Source organism: Collinsella aerofaciens (assembly GCF_015548375.1).
Classification (GTDB): Bacteria; Actinomycetota; Coriobacteriia; order Coriobacteriales; family Coriobacteriaceae; genus Collinsella; species Collinsella aerofaciens_AB.
Map to the genome: position 1 here is coordinate 110371 of NZ_JADMWW010000001.1, position 14520 is coordinate 124890.

Sequence of the window (14520 nt, forward strand, 5' to 3'; positions counted from 1 at the left end):
ATATGCCGCCTCCCATCCCGAGTACGTTGGTAGTGTGTTTAAGCTTCGTTTATGGTGCGAGCGGGAGGTCCAATATCGCGCGGTCGCGCCTACAGACGCTGCGCCACGCGGATTTTGGCTGATCTCGCCCGAGGGTTGCGCTCAACCTCATCAGGCTGGGCAACCAAGGGTTTGCGGGTGATGACCTTGAGTATCGGCACGTTGCCGCACACGCACACCGGAATCTCCGGCGGACACGTGCACCCCTGGCTCATCTCCTTAAAGTGGTTCTTTACGATACGGTCCTCGAGCGAGTGATACGAGATGACGCAGATACGTCCGCCCGGGTTGAGCCACCTGGTGGCGGCATCAAGCCCTCGTTCGAGCACATCGAGCTCGTGATTGACCTCGATGCGAATGGCCTGGAAACTTTTCTTGGCCGGGTGTCCGCCATGCCGACGAGCGGCAGCCGGGATACCCGCCTTGATAATCTCGACAAATTGGCCGGTGGTTTCGATCGGTTCTTGCTCGCGGCGGCGCACGATCTCGCGCGCAATCTGCGAGGCGAACTTCTCTTCGCCGTAGACGCGTAGAATCCGGGCGAGGTCGTGTTCGTTATAGGTGTTGATGACCTCAGCTGCGTTTAAGGTGTTATTACCCGGATCCATCCGCATGTCCAATGGGGCGTCCTCGTTATACGAAAAGCCCCTGCCAGGGATATCGAGTTGCGGTGACGAAACGCCCAAATCGAACAGGAAGCCATCGACCCCGGGCACCTCGGCCGAGCAAAGCAGCTCGTCCAAGTCGCCGAAGTTGCCCTTCAGCAGCTGGTGCGGAACGCCGGGAACCTCGCGGTCCAGACGGGCGCCAGCGGCCTCGAGGGCCATGTCGTCCTGATCGACGCCGAGCAAAAGGCCGGTTTCCCCCACCTGCGCGGCCATCTTTACCGAATGGCCGGCACCGCCAAGGGTGCAGTCGCAGACGACGGAGCCGCTCTTTAGCTGCAGCGACTCAAGCACTTCGCCGAGCATGACAGGTTCATGCCGATATTCTTGTGTCAAGATCCCACGCTCCATCCGTTACTCGTGCCTTGCCCTTACGAGAAGAAGAGGTCCAGCAGGGCCTCGTCATCATCGTCCTCATCGGCCGCGGCGCGATCCCAAACCTCAAGGTGGTCGTAGTTGCCCACAACCGTGACCTCGCGGTCGAGGTTCGCCTGCTTACGGAGAGACTCGGAAAGACCGATACGACCGGCGCTGTCCACGTCCATCGACGTGGTGCGCTTGTTGATCGCCCTCATGAGCTTCTGGTCGTTAATGTCACGCGGGTTAAAACCCTCGTGGCCCTCACGACCCGCGAAGAGTCCTTCGACCCACTTATCGAAGGCCTCGGCAGAGAACACGTACAGAGCATCGACATCCAGGGCTTTGAACACGCGAACGTGCTCTCCAAGCTCCTCGCGAAGGGGTGCAGGCAGGGACAGACGACCTTTTGCATCGAGATTGCGCTCGTATGCACCAGTCATTCCCATGTGCGCCCTCCCCTCGGTTACTCAGATGGCACGTACGCGGGGAACCACCCCGCCTGTCGACGTCATTAATAATATGGGGAACCGCCCCATTTTTCAACACCTTTCCCCACCCCTTCCCCCACCCCGCCCCACCACTCCACTCACCATATATCGCAAAACACCCCCAAGCATATGTTCGAAAACACAATATGTTGTGTTTACAGCAACGGCGGGATGCCACCTGTGGCACCCCGCCTTTCAACCTCAACCTTCAAGTTGACCTTGAGGCGATTTTTGCGTCCCTTTACATGCCGTTCACATCGCCCCCAAACTCCCCCACCCAAGGCACATTCGGTCCACCACCGCGACGACAAGTGACGAAAAATGGGACGGGCCCCAGATCGCCCCTGCGCGCGCAAAAGCACGCCGCGGCAATCTGGGGCCCGTCCCCAAATACCTATAAATATGCAGGTCAGCAAGGTGCTAGCGATGTGCTAGCGGATGCGCCGCCAGATAGACCTCGGTCAGTTGTGTTCGGTCGACATGCGTGTAGACCTGCGTGGTCGAAATATCGGCATGGCCCAAAATCTCCTGCAGCACACGCAGGTCGGCACCGCCCGCGAGCATGTGGGTGGCAAAGGAGTGGCGCAAGGTATGGGGATGGAGCCCCACCAACCCCACCTGACGCCCATACCGCTCGCATATCGCATGCACGGCCTGGCGCGACAGGCGACGTCCGTTCTTATTTAAAAAGACCGCCGAGGTCTCGGTTCCGCGGGCATGGGCCGCCAAGCGAGAACGTCCCTCAGTTACATAGAGCGTCAGAGCTCGCGCCGCGCTTCCCACCAGTGGGGACAGGCGTTCCTTTGAGCCCTTACCGCGAACGAGTACAAAGCCATCGTCAATATGGATATCGCCCACATCGAGCCCAACCAGCTCACTCACACGCAAACCGCATCCGTAGAGCACTTCCAAGATGGCATGGTCGCGCAGTCCCATCTCGCCCTCGGGAAAGTCTTGATCGAGCAGCGCCGAGACATCCTCCACCGATAGATACTCCGGCAAACGCTCAGCCTTTTTAGGCAGGCGCAACGCCGCCGTCGGGTTTTGGGCCACGGCCCCATCGCGCACCAAAAAGGCATGCAGGCCCTTCACGGCAGCAAGCGCGCGCTCCACCGAGGCGTCGGAATAGCCTCCGTCGCGGCGATCGGCGACAAAGCCCTCCACGACCTGACGGGTCACCTCTTCAAAAGACACAATACCCGCCCGCTCCAGATAGGCGCAGTACGTCGTCAGGTCACGACGATAGGCCACAATCGTGTTGCGCGCCAAGCCCCGCTCGACCGCGAGGTAATCGAGATACTCCCCCGCCGCCACGGCGAGCGACGAGGGAGTAGCTTCGGTATGTTCCTTATTCGCCGGCACCCTTAGTCCGTAGCGAGGTTCATGGGTGTCACCTGCAGACGGTCGACACCCTCGTGCTGGCCGATCGAAGCGCGCACGAACTCGCGGAACAGCGGCTGCGGGTTGGTCGGGCGGCTCTTGAACTCGGGATGAGCCTGGGTTGCCACATACCACGGATGCACGTCGCGCGGCAGCTCGACCATCTCGACCAGGCGCTCGTCGGGCGACAGACCCGAGATAACCAAACCGGCGTCCTCGAGCTGGTCACGGAAGGCGTTGTTGAACTCAAAGCGGTGACGGTGACGCTCGTAGACGAGTTCCTCGCCATATGCCTCGCGAGCAAGGGTATCGGCGGCGAGCTTGCACGGATAGGCGCCCAGGCGCATGGTGCCGCCCTTCTCGGTCACGTCCTCCTGCGAGCTCATCAGATCGATGACGCTAAACGGGCCGTCCGGATCGAACTCGGAGGAGCTGGCGCCGGCAAGGCCGACGACATTGCGCGCAAATTCGCACACGGCCACCTGCATACCCAGGCAAATGCCCAGATACGGAATCTTGTGCTCACGGGCAAACTCGGCCGCGAGGATCTTGCCCTCCAGGGCGCGCTTGCCAAAGCCGCCGGGGACCAGGATGCCCGAGGCGTCGCCCAGAACCTCGGAGACATTCTGCTCGTCGAGGCTCTCGCCGTCGACCAGCTGGACGTCCACATGGCGATCGTAGAAGACGCCCGCATGGTGCAGGGCCTCGATAACCGACAGGTAAGCATCGGGCAGCTGCGTGTACTTGCCCACGACGGCGATCTTCACCTTGTCGGCGTGATGGTTGGCGTGATTCTGTTTGCGCAGGAACTCGTTCCACTCGCTCATGTCGCGCTCACGCGGGTCCAGACCCAGGCGCTCGCAAATGCGCAGGTCAAAGTCCTGCTCGGCAAGCAGCTGCGGAACATCGTAAATGCTCGCGCAGTCCTCGTTGGTAAAGACGCAATCGGTGTCGACGTCGCAGAAGCTTGCGATCTTTCCGCGGATAGCGTCATCGATATGGTGGTCGGAGCGCAGCACGATAATATCGGGCTGGATGCCAAAGCTGCGGAGCTCCTTGACGGAATGCTGTGTGGGCTTGGTCTTGACCTCGTGGGCGGCGGCGATATAGGGAACGAGCGACACGTGGATGTAGCAGACGTTCTCGGGGCCGGCCTCCTTGCGGTACTGGCGAATAGCCTCGACAAACGGCTGCGACTCGATGTCGCCGATCGTGCCGCCCAGCTCGGTGATGACCACATCGGAGCCGGTCTGCTCCTCAATGCGGCGGAACTTGTCCTTAATGGCATTGGTGACGTGCGGAATCACCTGTACGGTGCCGCCCAAAAAGTCGCCGCGACGCTCGCGGGCGATTAGGCTTTTGTAGATGGCACCGGTCGTAAAGTTGGAATCGCGGGTCAGGTTCTCATCAATAAAGCGCTCGTAATGACCCAGGTCCAGGTCGGACTCGTAACCATCCTCGGTAACGAAGACCTCACCATGCTGGAACGGGCTCATGGTACCGGGGTCGACGTTCAGATACGGGTCGGCCTTCTGCATCGTTACTTTGTAGCCACGCGACTTGAGCAGACGGCCCAGCGAGGCCGCGGTGATACCCTTGCCCAGGGACGAAACCACGCCACCGGTTACGAACACATGCTTGGTCATATTGAGTTACCTGCGCTTCCCGTAGAAGTTGTTTATCCACATCTTACGGGTCTTCATTGTAATACTCGCGCCGCGGACCGTTCGCAATTTTTCTCGCGTGCGATTGCATTTCTCAATCTTGAAACAAAACGCCGCCCGGTTTCCCAGGCGGCGTCGCTATGGCAAGGGTTATATGCTGCTATCGATTAGCAACCGCGTCCTCAAGCATTTCTTGAACGAGCATGCCGGTACGGACGCCCTCAAGATACCATTCGCCACGTTCGGTGAGGCAAATGCCATTTGCAAGCTGACCGCCGTCGTCGCTATAACGCGAGACGACATCAATCATGCCCTCGGAATCCAAGCGATCGATTGCGGCGCGGGCACGATACGGCGAAACCCCCACGCGCTCGGCAAGCGTTTTGCGCGAGAAACCATACGGCCCGCCATTGTCTTCGGCTTGCTGGTCGATCTCCATCAACACCAGCACCTCAACACGCTTCATATCGTTGACACTCGCACGACCCTTGCCCGCCATAGCAGCCTCCTCAAACCGAGCACGAGCATCTAACGCGCCGTGCGCGACCGACACACCTCACGATGGCAGGTAATCTCCATCATGCGGCATCCCGCTAAGGATGAAACAGTTACGATTATTGTATACCGCTCAAATTGTTTCTAGGCAGGTAAACAGCTATTTTTCGTCGAAATAGGCGCTTTATTGATCAAAAAGCCGTACCGGGCGCCAACCCGATACGGCCAAAATGCAATGCAATTACCGCGGTGCTTCAAACTTAGCGGTGGAAGAAACCGCGGCGCTCAAACTTGGGCTCGCAGCACACGTTGATACCCAGTTTGCGCAGTACCGTCTCGTCCGTCGGCGAGATAATCACGCTAAAGAAGGCATCGCAACCGCGCAGCTGCTCCAGGCCCGAAAGGACGCGAGCGGCCGTCTCACTCGTGGCCGAGGTGATCGACAGCGCCATAAGCGTCTCGTCGGTGTGGAGGCGAGGGTTTTTGCTGCCCAGGAAATGCGTCTTGAGCTTGCTGATGGGCTCGATCGCCTCATCGCTAATGACCTCGAGCTCAAGGTCGACGCCCGAGACATGCTTGAGGGCGTTCATAATGAGCGAACTTGCGGCGCCCAGGCGCGTGGAGGTCTTACCGGTCACCACGGAGCCATCGGGCATGACCATGGCACCCACGGGACCACCCGTCAGCTGCTCCCTGGTGAGGGCCGCCGAGCGCGCCGGTGAGTAGTTCTTATCGATGCCGGCTTTCTTCATAATAATCTTGAGACGGTCGACTTGCTCATCGCCCACGCCGGTACGGCGCACATTTTCGACCGCGGTAAAGTAGCGGCGGACGATCTCCATCTTGGAAGCGTCGCGGCAGGCATCGTCATCGGTGATGGCAAAGCCGACCATATTGACGCCCATGTCCGTAGGACTCTGATAGGGGCTCTTGCCCAGGATCTTTTCCATCAGAGCACGGACCACCGGGAAGGCCTCGACGTCGCGGTTGTAGTTGACCGTGGTCTTGTTGTAGGCCTCCAAGTGGAAGGAGTCGATGATATTGGCATCGTCGAGATCGGCCGTTGCTGCCTCATAGGCGATGTTGACCGGATGCGTGAGGGGCAGATTCCAGACCGGGAAAGTCTCGAACTTGGCGTAGCCGGCGGCGGTGCCGTGCTTGTGCTCGTGATAGAGCTGCGAGAGGCAAGTGGCGAGCTTGCCTGAGCCGGGGCCGGGAGCGGTGACCACGACGAGCGGACGCGTGGTCTCGACAAACTCGTTCTTGCCGTAGCCATCGTCGGACACGATCAGATCGACATCGTGCGGATACCCCTCGATGGGATAGTGCAGCTTGGCGGGAATACCGAGCGCGTTCAGGCGGTTGCGGAACACATCAGCAGCAGGCTGGCCAGCGTACTGGGTGATGACCACAGCCGCGACGGCAAAGCCGTTGCCGCGGAACAGGTCAACCAGGCGCAGCACATCCTCGTCATAGGTAATGCCCAGGTCACCACGAGCCTTGTTTTTCTCGATGTGGTTCGCGTTGATCGCGATGATAACCTCGACATCGTCGGCGATGCTCTTGAGCATGCGGAACTTGCTGTCCGGTTCAAAACCCGGTAGCACGCGGCTCGCATGATAGTCATCGAATAGCTTACCGCCAAACTCCAAATAGAGCTTGCCGCCAAACTGCGAGATGCGCTCCTTAATGTGAGCAGCCTGCAGCTCGATATACTTCGCGTTGTCGAAACCCTGGCGCATATATGGCTCCCGTCCCGTTTCCATTTAATGTTCTAGGCGATTATAACGGAGCCCGCCCTCCCCGATACCCAGACCATCAACAGGCACCAACCAAACACGCCATCGATAAGTTGCGGTGAAATAGTTCCCGTTTAACCCCTCAAGACGGCCAAACAGGAACTATTCCACCGCAACTTCCCCTTTTTGGTTCAAACAAACCTGGCCTTTGTATCAATAATGGATACGTCGCAGGTTGAGCATAAGCCAGCGAAAGCCCGCCAGAGTAGGCAAAGCGCCCTCTGCACCAACAATGGAAAGCGCCGCAGGCAGAGGACGGACAGCGAGCGCCGTCCAGAACGTACAAGTTGGCATGAAAAAGGCGAGGCATAGACCTTTTGGTCATGCCTTGCCTTTTGAATGACAAATTGTCGTTCTGGACGGCGCGTAGCGTCGACCGGTTCCGCGGTTTGGTAAAACCGCGGAACAAAAAGTCGCCCCCTCCCGCGCACGGAACGGAAGGGGGCTAAAGGTAGGAGTCTACCGGTGGGTTTACCCCGCCGGACAGACGATGACCAGGTGATCCTCTACAGGATCGTCAAGGTTTCCGTGGGGTACCCGTTGGGTACTTAGATCAACACGCAGGCGACGGTCAGGATGATGGCGCAGACGACGGAGAGCGCGACGATGAGCTTAAGGGCAAACTTGAGCCAGGTCGTCCACTCGATCTTGGCCAGGGCGAGACCGCCCATGATGGCGCCGGAGGTCGGGGTGAATAGGTTCACGACACCGATGGCGGCGGAGAAGATCATGACCATGACCTCAGGCGAGAAGCCGAGCTTAACAGCCAGCGGTCCCATGATGGGCATGGAGACGGTGGCCATACCGGAGGTCGAGGGGATCAGGAAGGACAGGCCGAAGTAGACCAGGAAGCTCATGGGAGCGAAGATCACGCCGGACAGGCCAGCCAGGGCATTGGCGGCAGCGTCGAGGACGAAGACATCGAGGCCGGTGTTAGCCATGAGGACGGAGATACCACGGGCGAGGGCGATGACGAGAACAACGGACATCATGTCGGCAGCGCCGGTGATGAAGGTGTTAACGATCTGCTTCTCGGACAGGCCACCGATGATACCGATCAGGACGGCCATGAGGAAGAACCAGGTGGAAGCCTCGTCGAAGTACCACTGGCCAATGGGCAGGCCGGTGATCAGGGCAGACCAGCCCTGGACGACGGCGTTACCGTCGGCGTCGTAGACAGCGCCAGCGTCGAAGAAGTTGGCGACGCCCTCGTTGAGGTCGGCCAGCGGAATGAAGCCGACGATCATGACGACGAAGGTGAAGGCGAAGGCGATCAGAACACCCTTCTGACGACCGGTGAGCTTGACCTCCTTGTGGACCTCGGAAGCAGCCTTGCCGTGAGCCTCTTCGGCGTCCTTGAGCTCCTGCATCGACAGGATGGTGGAACCCTTGTCAGCCTTGACCTTCTTGGCATAGTTCATCACGAAGAAGATGGACATAGCGGTAGTGACAATCCACAGGACGGCACCGAGGCCGATGATGATGGACTGGTTGACCTCAATGCCAACGCCGGTCAGAGCGTCGACGGCAGCGCCGACGGCGAACGGGTTAACCGTGGAGCCCAGGCAGCCGCAGCCAGCGCCGAGCAGGACGGTAGCGGCACCGACCATGGGGTCGAAGCCAGCAGCCATCATGGTAGCGGCGAGCAGGGCGTAGAAGGGAACGGTCTCCTCGCACATACCATAGGTGGTACCACCGAGGGAGAAGATGAGCATCAGCACGGGAATGAGCATAATCTCGTTGCCCTTAAGCTTCTGCACCAGAACGGCGATGCCGTTGTCCAGGGCGCCGGTCTCGGTCATCATACCGAGGAAGCCGCCCAGGATCATAACGAAGAGGCAGACGGGCAGAGCGTCAGCGAAGCCCTTAATCGGGGCGGTGCAGAAATCGCTCAGACGGGCGGCAGTAACCGCGCCGCCGGACGTGCCGGAGACGATAACGGTAATCACTGCGACAATTGCCAGCAGAGCAAGAAGAATGGTGAACGATGAAGGCATACCGCGCTTTTTCTTAGCGGTCTCAGTCATAGTTCTCATCCCCCCTTCATAAATCATTTACTGATCTCGCCAGAAGCGGCTCTTCCGTGCCGTTCCTGCCGCTTGATGCGAGATTATTACCAGATAAAACCGCTCGGGGTGTGCAGCAATACACCCCGAGCGAGATGCTAGATGCTCTTACTTGAGCGTGGCGTACATGACAGCCTTGATGGTGTGCATGCGGTTCTCGGCCTCGTCGAAGACCTTGGAAGCGGGGCTCTCGAAGACCTCGTCGGTGACCTCCTGCTCGGTGATGCCGAACTGCTCGCACTTCTCGGCGCCAATGGTGGTGTTGGTGTCGTGGAAGCTGGGCAGGCAGTGCAGGAAGATGGCACCCGGGTTGGCCATAGCCATGACCTCGGAGGTGACACGATACGGGGTGAGCTGAGCGATGCGCTCGGCCCAGACCTCGTCGGGCTCGCCCATGGAGACCCACACGTCGGTGTAGATAACGTCGGCACCGGTGACGCCGTCCTTGACGTCGGTGGTCAGCTTGATGGTGCAGCCGTTAGCCTCGGCGATGGGCTTGCAGGCCTCGATGACGTCGTCAGCGGGCATGCACTCCTCGGGGCCGCAGGCCACGAAGTTCATGCCGAGCTTGGAGCAGACGACCATGAGGGAGCGAGCGACATTGTTCTTGCAGTCGCCCATGAAGACGAGGGTCTTGCCCTTGATGTCGTAGTTGAAGTTCTCCTGGACGGTCAGGATGTCGGCGAGCATCTGGGTGGGGTGCCACTCGGTGGTCAGGCCGTTCCACACGGGCACGCCGGACTTAGCAGCGAGCTCCTCGACGTCGTCCTGGGCAAAGCCACGGAACTCGATGCCGTCATACATGCGGCCGAGAACGCGGGCAGTGTCCTCGATGGACTCCTTCTTGCCCATCTGCGACGAACCCGGATCGAGGTAGGTGACGCCCATGCCCAGATCCATGCCGCCGACCTCGAAGGCGCAGCGGGTACGAGTGGAGGTCTTCTGGAAGAGCAGAACGATGTTCTTGCCCTCGAGATAGCGGTGCGGAACGCCAGCGCGCTTCATATCCTTGAAGTTCTTGGAGAGCTTGAGCAGGTACTCGATCTCCTCGGTGGTGAGGTCGAGAAGCTTGAGGAAGCTACGGCCGGAAAGGTTAACACCCATGGTTTGATTCCTTTCGAAGAAATGAATTACGTAAGTATTAGTGGTGCCCGTTTAACGGGCGAAGCCGGTGCGGTTGTAGGGGGACCGCACCGGAAACGGAAAGACTTAGAGGTCCTCGCGCCAGAAGGGCATGCTCATGCAGCGCGGGCCGCCGCGGCCGCGGGAGAGCTCGGCGGAGGGCACGACGAGAAGGTCCAGGCCCTCCTTGTACAGCACGTCGTTGGTGACGGTGTTGCGGGCGTAGACGCAGATCTTGCCGGGCTCGACGCACAGGGTGTTGGAGCCGTCGTTCCACTGCTCGCGGGAGGCCGCGATCGGGTCGCCGCCGCCGCAGGGGATCAGCTTGACCTGGTCGACGCCGGTGGCGTCCTCCAGGACGTGCTCGAGGGTGTCCTCGATCAGGCGGATGTTCACGTCGCCCGGGTTCTTGCCGGCGGTCAGCTCGTAGACGCGCAGGGTGCCCATGATGGCGGGGTGGATCGTGAACTTATCGACGTCGATCTGGGTGAAGACCGTGTCGAGGTGCATGAAGGCGCGCGAGACCGGGATGTCGAAGGCCAGGATGCGCTCGACCTTGGAGTCGGAGTTCCAGAAGATGTTCTGGGCCATGACGTCGATCGCGGCGGCCTGGGTGCGCTGGGAGATGCCGACGGCGAGGGTCTTCTCGTTGATGTTCAGCACGTCGCCGCCCTCGGTGTGGAACTGGCAGTCGCGGCGGAAGTACAGGGAGACGTCCTTGTAGTCGGGGTGGTACTTGAAGACGTACTTGCCGTACAGGGTCTCGCGGTTGCGGGTGACCGAGTACATGCGGTTGAGGTTGACGCCCTCGCCGACGACCGCGAACGGGTCGCGGGTGAAGTAGAGGTTGGGCATCGGGTCGATGATCAGGTCGGACTCGGACTCGGAGTTGACCAGGGAGTCGAGGGTCGTGGACGCCGTGAGGGGCATGTCGATCTCGGACTTGGTCATGCCGGCCATGGTCTTCTTGACGAACTCGAGGTTGTCCTCGATGGAGTCCAGCTTCTCGCGGACGATCTGCGGCATGTGCTGGCCGCGGATGCCGGCCTCGGCGATGTACTGGTCGGTGAACTCGGCGCGGGCGCCGGGGACCTGGTCGAACACCTCGGCGACGAGGTTCTCGAGATAGAGGACCTCCACGCCCTGGTCCCTCAGGATCTGGGCGAAGGTGTCGTGCTCCTGCTGCGCGACCTCCAGGAACGGGACGTCGTCGAACAGGAGTCGCTCGAGCTCGTCGGGCGGCAGGTTGAGGAGCTCGTCGCCGGGACGGTGCAGGCAGACCTTCCTGAGCTTGCCGATCTCGGAAGGCACGTGCAGACCTTTCGTCATGGCCTCCTACCTTTCTTTCGGGCCCTTGTCAGGGCCGATTCGTTAGCGCCCCTCCGTGTGAGGCGTTATTGCTGACGACATATTTATATCCAAAATCAGCTCATACTTCCACCTTGCCCCCGAACGGTTTTTTATAGGGGGTGAACGGCATACACATATACTTCACGCATGGCACACTTCATCTTAATAAAGCGTATTTACGTGCTTAAACGCGTTTTAATCCTAAAATCAAATGGAACTAAACTTTGTTAAACCATCCTCAAATTGCATATTTCCAATAAAGCTATGAATAGAATTAGCGGTTCACACCGCGTCTCAACCATTTTCATTTTTATTCAGAAAAAAGTTTGTCCTATTCATTTCTGATAAATAAATTACCGTTTACCAGACGCTTGATACCGTTCACCGGAAACTCAGTATAAGGCCCAGCGGATACCGCCTCGCTTTACGGCCCCATTTGTAACAACTTGACTTCTCGGTATAGAAAAACGGACCCGCTTCCCCTAGGGAAACGGGTCCGTTTTCGATTATCTTCGGCTAATTTGGATAAGGCCCCCGAAGACCATCGGAATCCTAGCGATCGAACTCCGCCAGCGCCTCGCCCAAAAGCCTCAGGCCCTCGCGCAGAACGTCCTCGCTCGCGCAGTAGCCCAGGCGTGCGCCGCAGGGAAGCTCAAAACGGCTACCGGGGACCAGCAGCACTCCCCTCTCGGACAGCAGGCGCCTGCAGAACTCCTCGTCATCCTCGGGAATATCCAGCTGGATAAACGAGGTGGACACGCCCTGCGGGGCCGTCCAGGAAACGCGATGCTGCGTATCGATCCAAGCCTGCGCGATATCGCGGTTGCCAAACACGATCTTGCGATTGCGCTCGAGAATCTTATCCTTGTGCTCAAGCACATAGGTCGCCAGAGCATCGTTGAACACGCCGCCGCAGATCATGGTGTAATCGCGATAGGTACGGATGCGGTTGGACACCTCTTCGTCGGCCACGACCCAGCCCACGCGGGCCGCAGGCGTCGAATAGGTCTTCGACAACGAGTTGGTGACAATGGCCCTCTCGTACACGTCGACCATCGACATAAAGGACTCAGTGTTTTCGAGCGGCAGATACACCTCGTCGCACAGCACGTAGGCGCCCACCGAACGGGCGATCTCGGCAATCTGGCCGAGCATATCGGTATCGAGCACCGTACCGATGGGGTTCGATGCGTTGTTTATGCAGATAAGCTTGGTGTTGGGGCGCACCAAGCGCTTGAGTTCCTCGATATCGGGCTTCCAGCCGAGTTCCTCGCAAAGCTCCCAATACTCGACCTCGGCGCCCAGCGTGCGCGGAATCTCGTAGAGCGGCGCGTAGGTGGGCCACTCGGCGATAACGTGGTCGCCGGGCTCGACCACGGCCATGATGGCGTTGAGGTTCGCACCCGTGCAGCCATTGGTCTGCAGAATGTGGTCGGGATTGACCTCCCGACGATACAGCTTGGCAACCACGGCCTTAAACTCCGGCGAGCCCTCGATCCAGCCGTAGTTCATCTTCTCGCGGTCCAAGCGCTCGTAGAACGTGGCGCCGTCCTGCTCATCGAGCGCGCGCAGCTCGCCCATGGTGAGCGACGAGATCGTCGACTGGGCGATGTCCCACGTGGCACTTTTCTCCCAAACGTTGAGCCATTCCTCAACGCCAATCGTCTTGATGTCCATGGCCAAGCTCCTTACAAAAGCAGTCATCCAATCGTGTTGACGTCCCTCATACAAGATTGGGGCGGTGCGAAAACCCGCACCGCCCCAATGGGAGACATCTAATGGCAGCTAGATGTATGTATTATGACCTGTACGGGTCCTGAAAGACCTTAGAGGTCCTCGCGCCAGAAGGGCATGCTCATGCAGCGCGGGCCGCCGCGGCCGCGGGAGAGCTCGGCGGAGGGCACGACGAGAAGGTCCAGGCCCTCCTTGTACAGCACGTCGTTGGTGACGGTGTTGCGGGCGTAGACGCAGATCTTGCCGGGCTCGACGCACAGGGTGTTGGAGCCGTCGTTCCACTGCTCGCGGGAGGCCGCGATCGGGTCGCCGCCGCCGCAGGGGATCAGCTTGACCTGGTCGACGCCGGTGGCGTCCTCCAGGACGTGCTCGAGGGTGTCCTCGATCAGGCGGATGTTCACGTCGCCCGGGTTCTTGCCGGCGGTCAGCTCGTAGACGCGCAGGGTGCCCATGATGGCGGGGTGGATCGTGAACTTATCGACGTCGATCTGGGTGAAGACCGTGTCGAGGTGCATGAAGGCGCGCGAGACCGGGATGTCGAAGGCCAGGATGCGCTCGACCTTGGAGTCGGAGTTCCAGAAGATGTTCTGGGCCATGACGTCGATCGCGGCGGCCTGGGTGCGCTGGGAGATGCCGACGGCGAGGGTCTTCTCGTTGATGTTCAGCACGTCGCCGCCCTCGGTGTGGAACTGGCAGTCGCGGCGGAAGTACAGGGAGACGTCCTTGTAGTCGGGGTGGTACTTGAAGACGTACTTGCCGTACAGGGTCTCGCGGTTGCGGGTGACCGAGTACATGCGGTTGAGGTTGACGCCCTCGCCGACGACCGCGAACGGGTCGCGGGTGAAGTAGAGGTTGGGCATCGGGTCGATGATCAGGTCGGACTCGGACTCGGAGTTGACCAGGGAGTCGAGGGTCGTGGACGCCGTGAGGGGCATGTCGATCTCGGACTTGGTCATGCCGGCCATGGTCTTCTTGACGAACTCGAGGTTGTCCTCGATGGAGTCCAGCTTCTCGCGGACGATCTGCGGCATGTGCTGGCCGCGGATGCCGGCCTCGGCGATGTACTGGTCGGTGAACTCGGCGCGGGCGCCGGGGACCTGGTCGAACACCTCGGCGACGAGGTTCTCGAGATAGAGGACCTCCACGCCCTGGTCCCTCAGGATCTGGGCGAAGGTGTCGTGCTCCTGCTGCGCGACCTCCAGGAACGGGACGTCGTCGAACAGGAGTCGCTCGAGCTCGTCGGGCGGCAGGTTGAGGAGCTCGTCGCCGGGACGGTGCAGGCAGACCTTCCTGAGCTTGCCGATCTCGGAAGGCACGTGCAGACCTTTCGTCATGGCCTCCTACCTTTCTTTCGGGCC

At 59.9% G+C, this 14520-nt stretch carries 11 protein-coding genes; all 11 read right to left on the minus strand.

The annotated features are described in order from the left end of the window. Positions 1-89: 89 nt before the first annotated feature. The 11 genes from rsmH to arcA (I1969_RS00560) all read right to left on the minus strand — a co-directional run bounded on the left by rsmH (position 90) and on the right by arcA (I1969_RS00560) (position 14496). Positions 90-1055 (minus strand): 16S rRNA (cytosine(1402)-N(4))-methyltransferase RsmH, encoded by a 966-nt coding sequence (gene rsmH / locus I1969_RS00510; RefSeq protein ID WP_117584231.1) that lies wholly within the window; start codon positions 1053-1055, stop codon positions 90-92. A gap of 20 nt (positions 1056-1075) precedes the next feature. Next, entirely contained in the window at positions 1076-1510 is a 435-nt protein-coding gene (locus I1969_RS00515) for a division/cell wall cluster transcriptional repressor MraZ (RefSeq protein WP_006234269.1), read from the minus strand. 462 nt (positions 1511-1972) lie between these two features. After that, positions 1973-2914: a site-specific tyrosine recombinase XerD gene (gene xerD, locus I1969_RS00520; RefSeq protein WP_195232072.1), complete on the minus strand. Its 942-nt coding sequence runs from the start codon at positions 2912-2914 to the stop codon at positions 1973-1975. A gap of 2 nt (positions 2915-2916) precedes the next feature. Beyond that, entirely contained in the window at positions 2917-4578 is a 1662-nt protein-coding gene (locus I1969_RS00525; RefSeq protein WP_055286060.1) for a CTP synthase, read from the minus strand. A 178-nt stretch (positions 4579-4756) separates the two neighbouring features. After that, positions 4757-5095, minus strand: a complete 339-nt coding sequence (locus tag I1969_RS00530) for a helix-turn-helix domain-containing protein (protein WP_195232073.1) — start codon at positions 5093-5095, stop codon at positions 4757-4759. Positions 5096-5351: 256 nt separating this feature from the next. Next, entirely contained in the window at positions 5352-6833 is a 1482-nt protein-coding gene (locus tag I1969_RS00535; RefSeq protein WP_006234276.1) for a DUF1846 domain-containing protein, read from the minus strand. A gap of 605 nt (positions 6834-7438) precedes the next feature. Then, positions 7439-8926, minus strand: coding sequence for a YfcC family protein (locus I1969_RS00540; protein WP_333494017.1), 1488 nt, complete (start codon positions 8924-8926; stop codon positions 7439-7441). 138 nt (positions 8927-9064) lie between these two features. Then, entirely contained in the window at positions 9065-10060 is a 996-nt protein-coding gene (gene argF / locus I1969_RS00545; RefSeq protein WP_006234279.1) for an ornithine carbamoyltransferase, read from the minus strand. 105 nt (positions 10061-10165) lie between these two features. Further along, complete coding sequence (gene arcA / locus I1969_RS00550; protein WP_006234281.1) at positions 10166-11407, minus strand: arginine deiminase; 1242 nt, start codon at positions 11405-11407, stop codon at positions 10166-10168. A 573-nt stretch (positions 11408-11980) separates the two neighbouring features. Further along, the gene (locus I1969_RS00555) at positions 11981-13105 is read right to left on the minus strand and encodes an aminotransferase (protein WP_040358318.1); all 1125 of its coding nucleotides are present in this window, start codon (positions 13103-13105) and stop codon (positions 11981-11983) included. Between the two features lie 149 nt (positions 13106-13254). Further along, the gene (gene arcA, locus I1969_RS00560) at positions 13255-14496 is read right to left on the minus strand and encodes an arginine deiminase (protein ID WP_006234281.1); all 1242 of its coding nucleotides are present in this window, start codon (positions 14494-14496) and stop codon (positions 13255-13257) included. Positions 14497-14520: the final 24 nt, after the last annotated feature.

What these genes read in the sequence shown, in the direction of transcription:
- rsmH (WP_117584231.1), bottom strand. Translation starts at nt 1,055, where the DNA reads ATGGAGCGTGGGATCTTGACACAAGAATATCGGCATGAACCTGTCATG.
- I1969_RS00515 (WP_006234269.1), bottom strand. Translation starts at nt 1,510, where the DNA reads ATGGGAATGACTGGTGCATACGAGCGCAATCTCGATGCAAAAGGTCGT.
- I1969_RS00525 (WP_055286060.1), bottom strand. Translation starts at nt 4,578, where the DNA reads ATGACCAAGCATGTGTTCGTAACCGGTGGCGTGGTTTCGTCCCTGGGC.
- I1969_RS00530 (WP_195232073.1), bottom strand. Translation starts at nt 5,095, where the DNA reads ATGGCGGGCAAGGGTCGTGCGAGTGTCAACGATATGAAGCGTGTTGAG.
- I1969_RS00535 (WP_006234276.1), bottom strand. Translation starts at nt 6,833, where the DNA reads ATGCGCCAGGGTTTCGACAACGCGAAGTATATCGAGCTGCAGGCTGCT.
- I1969_RS00540 (WP_333494017.1), bottom strand. Translation starts at nt 8,926, where the DNA reads ATGAGAACTATGACTGAGACCGCTAAGAAAAAGCGCGGTATGCCTTCA.
- argF (WP_006234279.1), bottom strand. Translation starts at nt 10,060, where the DNA reads ATGGGTGTTAACCTTTCCGGCCGTAGCTTCCTCAAGCTTCTCGACCTC.
- arcA (WP_006234281.1), bottom strand. Translation starts at nt 11,407, where the DNA reads ATGACGAAAGGTCTGCACGTGCCTTCCGAGATCGGCAAGCTCAGGAAG.
- I1969_RS00555 (WP_040358318.1), bottom strand. Translation starts at nt 13,105, where the DNA reads ATGGACATCAAGACGATTGGCGTTGAGGAATGGCTCAACGTTTGGGAG.
- arcA (WP_006234281.1), bottom strand. Translation starts at nt 14,496, where the DNA reads ATGACGAAAGGTCTGCACGTGCCTTCCGAGATCGGCAAGCTCAGGAAG.